The organism is Betaproteobacteria bacterium (assembly GCA_009377585.1).
GTDB lineage: Bacteria > Pseudomonadota > Gammaproteobacteria > Burkholderiales > WYBJ01 > WYBJ01.
In genome coordinates this window covers 13,313-25,455 of sequence record WHTS01000012.1, presented here as the reverse complement: position 1 = coordinate 25,455, position 12,143 = coordinate 13,313, and the positions used below count along the sequence as shown (strand labels likewise).

Here is a 12,143-nt window from a genome sequence, read left to right as displayed (position 1 = left end):
AGCCGGAGTGACGGCAATGCCGGTGAGCGGGTTGCGAATCGAACGAACGACAAAGGGGCTGAAATGGAACTGAGATCGCGACGCCACATGGCGCCCGATTTGTCCGGTGCGATCGAGCTTTGCTACACCAACGGCTGGACCGACGGGTTGCCCGTGATACCGCCCACGCCCGATCGCGTCGAAGCCATGCTCAACGCCGCGGGCATGGCGCCCGATCACCAGCTCGCATTCATCGAGAACCGGCAGGTGTCGGTGACCGCCGAGAAGGTTGCGATCAATGCGGTCATGGCCGGGTGCAAGGCGGATTACATGCCGGTGGTTGCCGCCGCCATCGAAGCGCTCGCCGATCCGCTCTACGGCTATCACGGGCCCGCCACCAGCACCGGCGGCTCGGCCGTATTCATGGTCGTGAACGGCCCGATCGCGCGCGAGCTCGACATCAATTGCGGCGACAACCTGTTCGGACCGGGCTGGCGCGCCAACGCGACCATAGGCCGCGCGGTGCGGCTGGTCATGCGCAACGTCATCGGCACGCTTCCGGGCGAGCTCGACCGCAGCAGCCTGGGGCACGGCGGCAAATACAGCTATTGCATCGCCGAAAACGAAGCGGAGAGTCCCTGGCCGCCCTTTCATACCACGCGCGGATTTCGCGCCGACCAGAACGCAGTCACCGTCTTCGCCGCGCTCGCACCGCACCAGATTTCCAACCAGCTGAGTGCCACGGCCGAAGGCGTACTCGAAACCATGTGCGCGCACATGCGCATGTCGGCGGGTACGGCGCGCCAGCCGCAATACGCAATGGTGTTCGCCGGCGAGCATTCCGCAACCATCAAGAAGTCCGGCTGGACGCGCGAACAAGTGCAGCAATACGCGTTCGAGCATTCGCAGACCTCGGTGGCGGAGCAGAAGCGCGCACACGTCAAGCCGGATGACGTCACCGCCGAAGACGAACGCACTCTGGTGCCGCTGGTGCAGGAGCCGTCCGACTTTCTGGTCATTTCCGCCGGAGGCCGCGCCGGCGTGCAGTCGTGCTACATCCCGGGTTGGGGCGGCAAGAACGGTTCACAAAGCGTCAGCAAGGAGATCCGCCGGCCCTAAAGCCTTGGGGCCGGCAACTCACACGAAAGGAGCCGATATGGCAGTGCAGATTCTGGATCCCACCACCGAAGTGAGCAACCGGCGCATCAACTACGCGGCCCGGCCGGAATCCCTGGCCGGATTGCGCATCGGGTTGATCGACAACACCAAGCACAACTCCGATCAGTTGCTGCTGCGCATCGCCGACATCCTGGAAAAGGAGCATGGCGCCAAGACCCATCTCATCCGGCGCAAGAAGAGCTCGGGCTCTGCGCCCCACACCGAAATCGTCGAGGAGTACAAGGCCGGCTGCGACATCGTCATAGCCGGCGTCGGCGATTGAGGGTCCTGCAGCTCGGGCAGTGTGCTCGACAGTATCGTATTCGAACAGCAAGGCGTACCGTCCGCGTCCATCATCACGGACGTTTTTGAAAAGACCGGAAAGGCGATGGCCCGCACCTGGGGCTTGCCGGATTTCCGTTTCGTCATGATGCCGCACCCGATTGCCAACCTGACTCCGGAGCAGCTCGATCAACGCGCTCGGGAGATCGCACCGCAGGTGATCGACCTGCTGCGCGAAGGGCAGGAGCAGAACTGAGCGGCAGCCCCGCGGCGCGAGTCGCGGGGCTCGCTTCCTTCTAGCGGATAAAGCGCTTCACGTAGTCGGCGCCGAGGCCGACCGATTCGAAGTGCTTGCGCGCTGCGGCGACCCTGTCGAACACGTCGGTTGAGCCGACGGTTCGGCCCTCCTCGTCGCAGTACAGCAGCGCACCGGTGTTGTGGAAAAGGGTAATCATCGAGTCGCCTTCGTCGACGACCAGCGTGTGCACATCACCCGGCGGTTCGAACAAATAGCTTCCAGCCGTTGCAATCCAATCGCGCTCGAGATAGCGCCAGCGACCTTCGAGAACGAAGCCGTGGACGGGCGCAGGATGGCGATGGCGCGACACGACGCCCGCCTGTGTGATCTTCACCAGGTGCACCCAATACCCTTGGCTCACGTTCAGGCACAGCGGCCTGGACCAGCGGCCGGGGCCGTTTGGCACCCACAGCCGCTCGTCCTTCGGCTCACGTCCATCCTTCCAGAAAATCTCGTCCAGCATGTCCTGCGGAACAAGCGGAGAATAGCGCGGTGCTACCGTGTCGGGCATCGATGTCTCCTGCTGACTTCTGCGTTGGACCGCTTTGCGCGACCTTGCGCATGATGTCTTCCCAGTAGGCGAACTGTCGCTTCTTGCCGCCGTCGGCGATCGACCCCGCCTTGACCTCGCGTATACCCGCGCGGATGTCGCGTTCCCCATCCAGGAAGGATTGCGCCAAGTATAGCAATCGCGCGCCGCGAACCGCACGCACGATGTCGGAGCGACATGTACACAGGCTCGTGCTGTTGATAGCATCGAAAGCCTCACACGATCATCCCCCAAGCCCACGATTTGAAAACCCTCACCCGCTTCCCCCACAAGTACACCGAAACCGAAGATTGCTGGATTCCAATGCCCGACGGGGTGCGGCTGGCCGCCAAGCTGTGGCTGCCCGATATCGTATCGACGCAGCGCGTGCCGACCATCATCGAGGTCATTCCGTATCGCAAGCGTGACATCTACGCGCCGCGCGATGCCATGCATCACCGCTACTTCGCCGGCCACGGCTATGCCACGATGCGCGTGGACATTCGCGGCTCGGGTGATTCCGACGGCATCCAGGGCGTGTTCGCCACGAGCGACGAATCCGAAGACACCGTGCAGGTGCTCGCTTGGATCGCGCAACAGCCATGGAGCGATGGCCAGGTCGGCATGTTCGGGATATCGTGGGGCGGCTTTCAGGGCATACAGACGGCGTTTCGCGCGCCGCCGCAGCTCAAGGCCGTGATCGCGCAGTCGTATGCACCCGACCGTTTTCGCTACAGTCAGGTCTATCGCGGCGGATGTTTTCTCCTGCGAGCGATCCGCTGGTCCAGCCAGGTGTTCGGCTACAAGTCGCGGCCACCCGATCCGGCGCTGGTCGGCAGCCGCTGGCGCGAAATGTGGATGGCGCGCGTGGAGAACAACACGCCGCAGATCATCTCGGCGCTGAAGCACCAGAGGTTCGACAAGTACTGGCGCAGCCGCGCGATCGACCACGCACGCATCAAGGTGCCGTTCTTCGCCGTGAGCGGCTGGGCCGACGGGGCCTACGTCGGGGCGGTGAGCGAATCGCTGAGCAAGCTCGAGGCGCCGTGCAAAGGCCTCATCGGGCCATGGGGCCATCGTTACGGGCACCTCGGCATGCCCGGGCCCGCGATCGGTTTCCTGCAGGAAGCGCTGCGCTGGTACGACCACTGGATGCGCGGCCGGGACACGGGCGTCACGCGCGATCCCAAACTCATCGCCTGGATGCCGCGCTCGGTGCCCGCCAAGAGCTTCTATGCCGAATCGCCCGGGCGCTGGGTGAGCGAAGCGCAATGGCCGAGCCCGCGCATCAGGCCACAGCGTTTTTTCATGAATGCCGGCGGCACGCTCGACGCACGCGCCGGGCGCTCGGCCAAGCTTGCGTGGAAATCGCCGCAGACGCTCGGCCTTGGCGCCGGCGAGCTCATGCCCTGGTTCCAGCACGGGCCCAGTCCGGAGCTTCCCGGCGATCAGCGCGCCGACGACGGCCAGTCGATCTGCTTCGACAGCGCGCGGCTGCGCAAGAATCTCGAGATCCTCGGCACCCCCGCAGTCACGCTCACGTTCTCGGTCGATCGGCCGGTCGCGTTCGTGTGCGTGCGCGTGTGCGATGTCGCGCCCGACGGCGCATCCACTCGCGTCACGTACCAGACCTTCAACCTCACGCATCGTGAAGGCGCCGACAAGGTGGCCCGGCTCACGCCGGGCAAGCAGTACACGGTGCGCTTCGATCTGATCGACTGCGCCTACTCGTTCGCCAAGGGCCACCGCATCCGGGTCGCGCTCTCGACCACGTATTGGCCACTCGTGTGGCCTTCGCCCGAGCCGGTAACGCTCACGCTCGTCACCGGAAAGAGCGCGCTCGAGCTGCCGATTCGGCCAGCCTCGCGCGCCGACGGCAAACTGTCGCGCTTCAAGGCGCCGGAATCCGCTGCCCCGGTCGCGCGCACGGCGCTCACGCCCGGCAGCCGCAATCGCGTCATCACGACCGATCTAGGCAAGGGTTTGACCGTGGTCGAGGTGCACGATACGAGCGGGCGCAACCGTTACGACGAGATCGATCTGATCGCGGAAGCGCGCTCGACCGAGCGTTATTGCGTGGTCGAGGACGATCCGCTGTCCGCGACCGCTAGAGTGGACTGGACGTGGGAGTTCGAGCGCGGGGACTGGCGCATCCGCACGCAGAGTCGGACGCAGGTCTCGTGCACCAAGCGGGAGTTCGTCATCCGCGGGAAGCTCGCAGCCTACGAAGGCGATGCGAACGTGTTCGAACGCGAGTTCGAGGAGCGCGTCCCGCGAACCGGCAACTGAAGCGAGAGTGTAGCCGATCCATTCTGTTCGGCATCGTTATGTACGCCATCAGCCGTATCCAAGCCAAACCCAGCGTCTGGTGTTGGGCGGTCGCGATCCGCCGGCGCGGCAAGACCTACTACAAGAGCTTCTACGATCTTCGATGCGGGGGCTCGAAGAAGGCCCTGGCCGCCGCTATCGCCTGGCGCGATCGGGTGCTCGCCCGAACCCGCACGCTCGCGAAGCGCGAATTTCATCAGCTCGTTCGCTCGTCCAATACCAGCGGCGTGCCCGGCGTGCACTTCATCCGCCCATACAATCAGCCTCAGGGTTCGTGGCAGGCGCGGCTCAAACGTCCTGACGGTAAGCAAATAACAAGGACTTTCGCGGTGTGCAAGTACGGCGAACGCGGCGCCTTCGAGCGCGCGGTGCAGGCACGCGCGGAATTTCTTGCGCTCGTCGACGACCAGCCTTACGTCTATCACCCCACCGCCAAGAAGTTCGCGGCGCGAGCAGGCATGATTACGCCGCCTGATACAACACCGCCCGCTCACAGCAGGCAGCGCTGATACTCTATAGTTGACCCGACATGCTTGCGTCGTAGTCGAGGCTACTTTGCTTGATTCATCCGTTGCTTGCAGCTCGAGAATGAAGGCGCACTCGGCCAGGATCGCTTTAACCAGCAAAGAGCAACGCCGGCGGCAAGCGGCAAGAGATGCGTTTCGGCGATTAACGATCGAATCCGCGCCACACTCCGTCTCGTGCGGTTTCGCCGCCGACCTGGCACGCTGTCGAAAGGGTTTTGAGTACCAATCGCTCTGCGATATAGTTACTCACATTGTGAGTAGAGTCGGTCATCCTCCTCGGACACGGCCTTATGCTGAGCGCCTCGCAGCTTGCAGCAGCGCCTTCCATGAACCCCGGGGAACAGCAGTTCTTCAAGGACCTGGGCGCGCGGCTCGCCGCCGCACGCAAGTCCAGGGTCTGTCGCAGCAGGCGCTCGCCGACGAGCTCGGCATCGCCCAGCAAACGCTTGCCCCAATACGCGGTGGGACGCGCCCGCCCGCCAGTGTCGATGGTCGTGCAAATGGCGCGCACGCTCCACGTCGGTGTGGAAGAGCTCCTCGGCGAGCCCGTGCGCGCGGCCGGTAAACGCGGGCCGGCACCGAAGCTCCAGCAGCAGATGGAGCGCATCGCGCAGCTTCCCCGCGCCAAGCAGCCGCTCGTCATTCAGATGCTCGAAGACGTGCTCGCAGGCACGAGCCACTGAGACCCATGGCGGGATCGAAGCGAGCATCGGTCGCGATCGCCGTCGAGGCCATCACCAGCCGCATCCTTCTCGTACGCGCCCACAAGGTCATCCTCGATGCCGACCTCGCGTCACTCTATGGCGTTGAAACTCGACGGCTCAACGAGCAGGTGAAGCGCAACATCGAGCGCTTCCCCGAGGACTTCATGTTCCGGCTCACCCGTGCCGAGCTCGATACGCTGAACCGGTCGCAAATTGCGACCGGTTCCCAGAAGCACCGCGACCCGCGCTTCACTCCCTTCGCCTTCACCGAACATGGCGCAATCCAGGCCGCCAACGTGCTCAACAGCCCTCGCGCCATCGAGATGGGCGTCTACGTCGTGCGCGCCTTCGTGCAGATGCGCGAGGTCCTCGCCACGCACAAGGCCCTTGCTCGCAAGCTCACCGCCCTTGAGCAGCGCATCGACACCCAGGACGAGACGATCTTCGAGATCCTCGACGCGATCAAGAAGCTCATGGCCCCGCCCGAGCCCGTACCCAGGCGACGGCCGATCGGCTTCGTGCATCCGCAGGAGAAGTAAGCAGCTAAGAAGAAGGGGAGGAGTTCCATGGCGGCAGACGATGCACGCTTCAGCATCGTGTACGACGGGGAGGATGTCGCCGAAGGCGCGATTGACGCGAAGGATCTGGCACCGGCGCTGCTCGCGCTCGCCGAGCTCTTCGACGAGGCCCACGACCTGGCCTTGCCGCCCGAGGTGCAGATCCGGCTTCGCGTGCGCGCCGGCTTCGAGCAGGGTTCTTTCGAGGTCAGCCTCGAGCTCGCCACTTTCTATCAGCAGATCGTCAGTCTCTTCGGCAGCAGCGAGGCGAGCGCCTGGGCGAACCTCTTCCAGATCCTCGGGATTTCCGGTGTCCTCGGCACAGGGTTCGGCCTGTTCCAGCTCATCAAGCATGGCCGCGGTCGGAGAACCACCTCCGTCACCGTCGAGCATACCGAACGGGTGAAGATCACCTTCGAAGGCGATGCCGAACCCGTCAGCGTCGACCGGCGCGTGTGGGAGCTGTTCAAGAATCTGCGCGCCCGCAAAGCAGTCGAGCGCATCGTCGAGCCGCTCAAGAGCCGCGGCATCGACCTCTTCAAGGTCCGCCATAAGGGCAAAGACACCGTCGAGGTCACGCGCGACGACTTCCCCGCCTTCGTCGCCCCGACCGAGCACGAGGGCGAGACGATCTCCGTCACCGACACGCGCGTCACCATCGTCGCGCCTTCGTTCGAGGAAGAGAACAAGTGGCGCGTTTCCGATGGCAGCCGCACGATTTACGTCGCGATCGAGGATGAAGCCTTCATGCACGCCGTGCAGTCGGGCGAGGCGGCTTTCCGTAAGAACGACATCCTGCACGTGAAGCTACAGATCCGCCAGTGGATCGAGCTCGGCAAGCTCAAGGCCATCTACAGCATCGTGCAGGTCATTCGCCATGAGCGCGGGCCCGAGCAGGGCAAGCTCTTGGGCGACGATGACGCTGAATCGCAGCCTTGACGCAGCACTGCCTCGTCCTTCGCAAAACTCAGGCGCCCAACGAGACCACTCAGGATGCATTACGCCAGTCCATCGCCGCGATTGCCCGTTACTGGACCTTCGTCGCTACGAACCTGGTTTTATCAAGGTCCATCGGTAAAACACTCGCGACAGGATTGGCGCAACAAGCCATGCAAGAATTAACCCGATAGGCACGGCGGCCAATATCGCGAACGCCGGCGATGCGGTGAACAGATGCCGAGTAAAGATCCAATAGGCTATAACGCCCATGAGCCCGCCGAGGACCGCCCCGTAAACAAAGCTTGCGAGCAGATAGTTCCTCGGGGTCGAAATGGAACTGCAGCGCTCGCACACGTAGCTATTTTTCTCTCCGGCGATTTGAAGAGCATAGCTCGTCGCATGACCACACTTCGGGCACTTGAAGTAAACGCGTTTTCGAATCGTAACCATCGAGTCGTCCCCTGAACGACTATCGGCCAGATAAGTAGTTACACTGCATCCGGCTAAGCTCATAACACGTGTAGCTGATGGTGCATGCGCATCCGATCGCGCAGCCTAATGCCCCAGGTCCGGTCGGAGCGGCAATTGCACAGATTGGCGCGCACGAACCCACTACAGCGAGTGGACAGTCGGCGAGATTTTTCGCCATGCATGCCTGGAACGTCGTCGGAACCAGTGACGTCGAAGGCACCGAGGGCGTGGGTACTTTTGAAGGATCAGTGCTTGCCTGACCAATGGGACCATACGGCCCATCGGGTCGGTCTCGCGGGGTTCGATCACTCGGACGTTCTCTTCCTTCTCTGCTCTGGCGACCATCCGGGTCGATCCAAGTCAGCGGATTGCTTTGAACATATGCATAGGTATTGATGCCGCCCGCGAGCCCGATCGGATCGGATTGGAAATATCGGCCCAGGGTGGCAGCTGCTTACAACGTATCGGCCAGCAGCCCGAAACGCGTAGAGCATCACACCGCCGAACGCTGCGCAGCCAGCCCCAACGCCGGATGCGCGCAAGTGGCGTGTTAGCCAGCCGGGCGGAAGCGGTGCACGCGCCGGCCCCAATTCGTTTCCGCCACGTACAGATTACCGCGCGTATCGACCGCGATGCTGTGCCCATGGGTGAAATCGCCCAGCTGGTGGCCCGGCCGGCCGAAGCTCGACAGGATCTCCCCGCTCTCGCGATCGAGGATGTGCACCTGCTCGTTGCGCCCGTTCATCACGTACAGATATTTCTGTGACGCATCGCGTGAGAACGCCGTCCACCACGCGGTGCCGCGCTTGTCGGGAAGCTGCGGCGTGCCAGTGCGTACCCAGATATTGCGCTTGAAGTTGCCCTGCTTGTCGAACACCTGGACACGGTCTCCCTGGCGGTCGCCCACGTAGACCAGCCCGTCGTTGCCGATATCGACGCTGTGCACCACCTCGGCGAACGCGCCGCCCACGCCGGCTTCCATCTCTTCCGGCGTCGCCTGCCGTCCCCACTGGCGCAGGTATTTGCCGTCCTTGTCGAACACGACCACGCGGCGGTTGCCGTAGCCGTCGGCGAAGTAGACGTCGCCGTTGGCCGGATCGCAGGCGATGCCGGCCGGCTTGTTGAAGCGATCGTGCGCCGCATTGAGCCCCGGGCCTTTCTTGCCGCCGTCGGCCGTGTCGAACACCCCTTTCTGGCCGATCTGCAGCAGCAGCTTGCCGTCGTAGGTGTACTTCTGCACCATGCCGTCGCCGTTGGCGGAAACCCACACGTTGTTGTCGCGATCCACCGCGCAGCTGTGCGGCGTCGAGGGCATCACGTCCCAGTCGCCCCAGGCGTGGACGAGGTTGCCGCCCTGATCGAAGATCATCACCGGCGGTGCCTGGATGCAGGTCTCGCGTTCTTCGTCGGTGATGTTGCCGCGATTGACGATCAGGATACTGTCATTGTGATCGACGTACACGCAGGGCAGCTGGCCGGTGATCCAGCCCTCGGGCAACGGCTTGGGCCACTTCGGATCGAGCTCGAACTTCGGCGCGTCAGAACGGACAGCGGCGGGACGCGTGGCTGCGGAAGTTGCGGTAGGCGCGTTCATGTTCCCCTCCGGGCTGTAAGCATCGAATCCGCGACCGCCGCCGCAAGCCAAGAGCCACTCAGGCGGGATCGCGCCGTACGACCTGTTGGCGGCCAGTGTAGTGGAGGCGCCTGCTCGCTGCAATGGAGCAGGCGGGGTCGAAGGTGCGCGTACTGCGATCGGATCGGACTGGATATATCGGCCCACACCACCCAATCCTGGGGAGCACTCCACTCACCCACGCATCGCAATGAGTAGGTCATTCCACCCCGAGCTTCTTCGTGTCAACGTTGTCGCGCTTGCCGTCGTACTTGTAGGAGCGGATGCCGCGGCGCGGATAGTCGACCACGTCGTAGGCATGCCGGGTGCCGCCGACCAGATACACAAGATCCTCGGTCGATTCGTTCTTCATGGTGTGCGGCGCCGAACCTGCGACGAAGCCCATGAAATCGCCGACCTTGACCTCGGTCTTGCGCCCGTCAATTTCGGCGATTGCGCGCCCCGAGAGGATGTAGATCCACTCCTCGTCGTGCGAATGGGTGTGATACTCGGTCGATTCGCGCCCCGGCTCGACCCGGACCAGGTGCACGCCGAGCTGCTTCAAGCCGCAGGCGTCGCTCAAGGAACGTGTCATGCGGATCCCGTTGGCATTGAACATGTGCTGGAACTTGCGCTCCGCCATCGCGGCGATCGCTGCTGCGCTCAGCAGGGATTGCGGCTGTTCGGCCATCTCTTCCTCCATCGGTCAGGTCGGAAAACGTTGCTTCAGATCGGCAACCTGTGCTTCGGTCAGCGCACGCACGCGGCTCCCGCGCAGCAGCAGATAGAGCTGCGCGGTGGCCTCCAGCTCTTCGACCGCGTCCGCGGCAGCGGCGAGACTCGATCCGGCGACCACCGGGCCATGATTCGCGAGCAGCACGGCATGGTGCTTCGCGGCCACGCCACGCACGGCCTCGGCCAGCGCCATGTCCCCGGGCGCGTAATACGGCACCAGCGCGAGCCGTCCGATGCGCATGACATAGTACGCCGTCAGCGGCGGCAACGGATCGGCTGCGTCGATCTGTTCCAGCACCGAGACGGCGACCGAATGGACCGAATGCAGGTGCACGACTGCCCCGCTCTTGTCGCGCTCCTGGTACATCGCAAGATGCAGAAACGACTCCTTCGACGGTGCATCGCCCGCGACCAGCCTCCCGTTCCAGTCGAGCTTCGAAATGCGCGCCGGATCGAGCCGCCCGAGATTGGAGCCGGTAGGCGTCAGGAGCCAGCCGTCGTCGAGCCTGGCGCTGATGTTGCCGGTCGATCCGTGAGTGAGCCCGCGCTCGAACATCGAGCGGCCGAGCGCAGCGATTTCCTCGCGCAGTGTCGCTTCTTTCATTGCACGTTCCTTTACCGAGCCGATTGCCGCGCAAGCGGGATGCAAAACGATCGCGGGATAGCTTGGCTTCGGCCGCGCGTAAAGCAAGGCGGAGGGAAATGCGCTCCGTCTGCGACCTTGCCGGCTTCCGCCCCGCTCACGACGCCATCCCGAGCGCCTTGTCGAAGAAATCGTCCGCGCCAAAATTTCCCGACTTGAGCGCGAGCGCGATGCGCGGCTCGCCGAGGCTCATGGTCCACGGCACGCCGGGATCGATCGGCGCGCCGATGGCAAGCGCCTTCACGCCGAGCGCCTGGACGACCGCACCCGAGGTCTCGCCGCCCGCGACCACCAGCCGGCGCACGCCGAGCGCGACCAGTTCTTGCGCGAGCTGCGCGAACACTCCTTCGACCAGCGCAGCGGCCCGTTCGGCACCCAGTTGCGTCTGCACCGTCGCGACCTGGTTGGGTTCGGCGCTGGAATAAAACAACACGATCCTCCCAGCGGCGATATCGGCCCGCGCACGCTCGATGGCAGAGCCCGCGAGCGTATCCGCATCACCGCCGCTCAACGGATCGATCGCCACAGCAGGATGGTGCCTGGCCATGACAGCCACCTGGCGCCGCGTTGCTTCGGAGCAGCTTCCGGCCAGCACGGCGGCGCGACCACCCGCCGAAGGCAATAGCGCGGCGTCCTTTCGAAGCGACAGCAGCCCCTGGCGCACGAAATTCTGCGGCAGCCCGAGCGCCACGCCCGACCCGGCCGTGACCAACGGCAAATCAGCGCAAGCAGCGCCGATCGCACTCAGATCCTCGTCGCACAACGCGTCGACGATTGCGTAGTTCACCCCGTTGCCACGCAGCCGATCGAACGCGGCCCGAATACGTTCCGAGCCGCCCGCAACCTCGGGATACGCAACCAAGCCGACCTTGCGCCGGGTCTGGCGCCCGAGCACGCGCACGAGATTGGCGTCGGTCATCGGCGTGAGCGGATGATGGCGCATGGGCGAATCGGACAGCAGCATGTCGCCGACGAACAAGTGGCCCAGATAGATCGTGCGCCGGTTGGCCGGTAGCGCCGGGCAGGCGATGGTGAAGTCGGTGCCCAACGCCTGCATGAGCGCATCCGCAACCGGGCCGATGTTGCCGCAATCGGTCGAATCGAAGGTCGAGCAGTACTTGAAGTAGATCTGGCGCGCGCCGCTGCCACGCAGCCATTCCAAAGCGGCAAGCGATTGCGCGACCGCATCGGCGGCGGCGATCGTGCGTGACTTGAGCGCCACCACGACCGCGTCGGCGCCGTCGGCGATCGACCGATCCCGGGGAATTCCAATCTTCTGGACCGTGCGCATCCCGCCCGCGACCAGCATGCTCGCCAGGTCGGTCGCACCGGTGAAATCGTCGGCAATGCATCCGAGAAGCATCACATCTCCAACACGGAC

The 12,143-nt window shown here is 64.1% G+C and carries 11 protein-coding genes and 2 pseudogenes; 8 read left to right on the top strand and 5 right to left on the bottom strand.

Translation table 11 applies throughout. The annotated features are described in order from the left end of the window. The first annotated feature begins 63 nt into the window (after nucleotides 1-63). A complete protein-coding gene (locus tag GEV05_06470; GenBank protein ID MPZ43032.1) occupies nucleotides 64-1,098 on the top strand; it encodes a hypothetical protein in 1,035 nt (344 codons plus the stop codon). A gap of 37 nt (nucleotides 1,099-1,135) precedes the next feature. Continuing rightward, nucleotides 1,136-1,420 (top strand): hypothetical protein, encoded by a 285-nt coding sequence (locus GEV05_06465; GenBank protein ID MPZ43031.1) that lies wholly within the window; start codon nucleotides 1,136-1,138, stop codon nucleotides 1,418-1,420. A gap of 295 nt (nucleotides 1,421-1,715) precedes the next feature. Here the strand turns inward: GEV05_06465 and GEV05_06460 are convergent, their stop codons facing one another. Next, entirely contained in the window at nucleotides 1,716-2,180 is a 465-nt protein-coding gene (locus tag GEV05_06460; GenBank protein ID MPZ43030.1) for a cupin, read from the bottom strand. Between the two features lie 330 nt (nucleotides 2,181-2,510). Between GEV05_06460 and GEV05_06455 the strand changes: the two genes are divergently transcribed. The 5 genes and pseudogenes from GEV05_06455 to GEV05_06435 all read left to right on the top strand — a co-directional run bounded on the left by GEV05_06455 (nucleotide 2,511) and on the right by GEV05_06435 (nucleotide 7,301). Further along, nucleotides 2,511-4,535 (top strand): CocE/NonD family hydrolase, encoded by a 2,025-nt coding sequence (locus GEV05_06455; GenBank protein MPZ43029.1) that lies wholly within the window; start codon nucleotides 2,511-2,513, stop codon nucleotides 4,533-4,535. Between the two features lie 38 nt (nucleotides 4,536-4,573). Beyond that, nucleotides 4,574-5,083 carry a hypothetical protein gene (locus tag GEV05_06450; protein ID MPZ43028.1) on the top strand — a complete coding sequence of 170 codons (510 nt, stop codon included), beginning with the start codon at nucleotides 4,574-4,576 and terminating at the stop codon, nucleotides 5,081-5,083. A 308-nt stretch (nucleotides 5,084-5,391) separates the two neighbouring features. After that, nucleotides 5,392-5,784, top strand: a pseudogene (locus tag GEV05_06445) (helix-turn-helix domain-containing protein). 5 nt (nucleotides 5,785-5,789) lie between these two features. Further along, nucleotides 5,790-6,344, top strand: a complete 555-nt coding sequence (locus GEV05_06440) for an ORF6N domain-containing protein (protein MPZ43027.1) — start codon at nucleotides 5,790-5,792, stop codon at nucleotides 6,342-6,344. A gap of 27 nt (nucleotides 6,345-6,371) precedes the next feature. After that, nucleotides 6,372-7,301 (top strand): hypothetical protein, encoded by a 930-nt coding sequence (locus GEV05_06435; protein ID MPZ43026.1) that lies wholly within the window; start codon nucleotides 6,372-6,374, stop codon nucleotides 7,299-7,301. Nucleotides 7,302-7,770: 469 nt separating this feature from the next. On the opposite strand, the gene GEV05_06430 is transcribed toward GEV05_06435, so the two are convergent. Beyond that, a complete protein-coding gene (locus GEV05_06430; GenBank protein MPZ43025.1) occupies nucleotides 7,771-8,214 on the bottom strand; it encodes a hypothetical protein in 444 nt (147 codons plus the stop codon). 458 nt (nucleotides 8,215-8,672) lie between these two features. On the opposite strand from GEV05_06430, the pseudogene GEV05_06425 reads away from it, so the two are divergent. Continuing rightward, nucleotides 8,673-8,897: pseudogene (locus GEV05_06425) on the top strand (hypothetical protein). Nucleotides 8,898-9,604: 707 nt separating this feature from the next. Here GEV05_06425 and GEV05_06420 read toward each other — a convergent pair. From GEV05_06420 to GEV05_06410, 3 genes are all read right to left on the bottom strand, one after another. Continuing rightward, entirely contained in the window at nucleotides 9,605-10,075 is a 471-nt protein-coding gene (locus GEV05_06420; GenBank protein ID MPZ43024.1) for a cupin domain-containing protein, read from the bottom strand. A gap of 15 nt (nucleotides 10,076-10,090) precedes the next feature. Continuing rightward, nucleotides 10,091-10,723 carry an aldolase gene (locus GEV05_06415; protein ID MPZ43023.1) on the bottom strand — a complete coding sequence of 211 codons (633 nt, stop codon included), beginning with the start codon at nucleotides 10,721-10,723 and terminating at the stop codon, nucleotides 10,091-10,093. Between the two features lie 136 nt (nucleotides 10,724-10,859). Beyond that, complete coding sequence (locus GEV05_06410) at nucleotides 10,860-12,125, bottom strand: hypothetical protein (GenBank protein ID MPZ43022.1); 1,266 nt, start codon at nucleotides 12,123-12,125, stop codon at nucleotides 10,860-10,862. Nucleotides 12,126-12,143 lie beyond the last annotated feature (18 nt).

Excerpts from the sequence above, each read along its gene's own strand:
- GEV05_06460 (MPZ43030.1), bottom strand. The coding sequence starts at position 2,180 with ATGCTGGACGAGATTTTCTGGAAGGATGGACGTGAGCCGAAGGACGAG.
- GEV05_06410 (MPZ43022.1), bottom strand. The coding sequence starts at position 12,125 with ATGCTTCTCGGATGCATTGCCGACGATTTCACCGGTGCGACCGACCTG.
- GEV05_06440 (MPZ43027.1), top strand. The coding sequence starts at position 5,790 with ATGGCGGGATCGAAGCGAGCATCGGTCGCGATCGCCGTCGAGGCCATC.
- GEV05_06470 (MPZ43032.1), top strand. The coding sequence starts at position 64 with ATGGAACTGAGATCGCGACGCCACATGGCGCCCGATTTGTCCGGTGCG.
- GEV05_06415 (MPZ43023.1), bottom strand. The coding sequence starts at position 10,723 with ATGAAAGAAGCGACACTGCGCGAGGAAATCGCTGCGCTCGGCCGCTCG.
- GEV05_06450 (MPZ43028.1), top strand. The coding sequence starts at position 4,574 with ATGTACGCCATCAGCCGTATCCAAGCCAAACCCAGCGTCTGGTGTTGG.
- GEV05_06465 (MPZ43031.1), top strand. The coding sequence starts at position 1,136 with ATGGCAGTGCAGATTCTGGATCCCACCACCGAAGTGAGCAACCGGCGC.
- GEV05_06420 (MPZ43024.1), bottom strand. The coding sequence starts at position 10,075 with ATGGCCGAACAGCCGCAATCCCTGCTGAGCGCAGCAGCGATCGCCGCG.
- GEV05_06435 (MPZ43026.1), top strand. The coding sequence starts at position 6,372 with ATGGCGGCAGACGATGCACGCTTCAGCATCGTGTACGACGGGGAGGAT.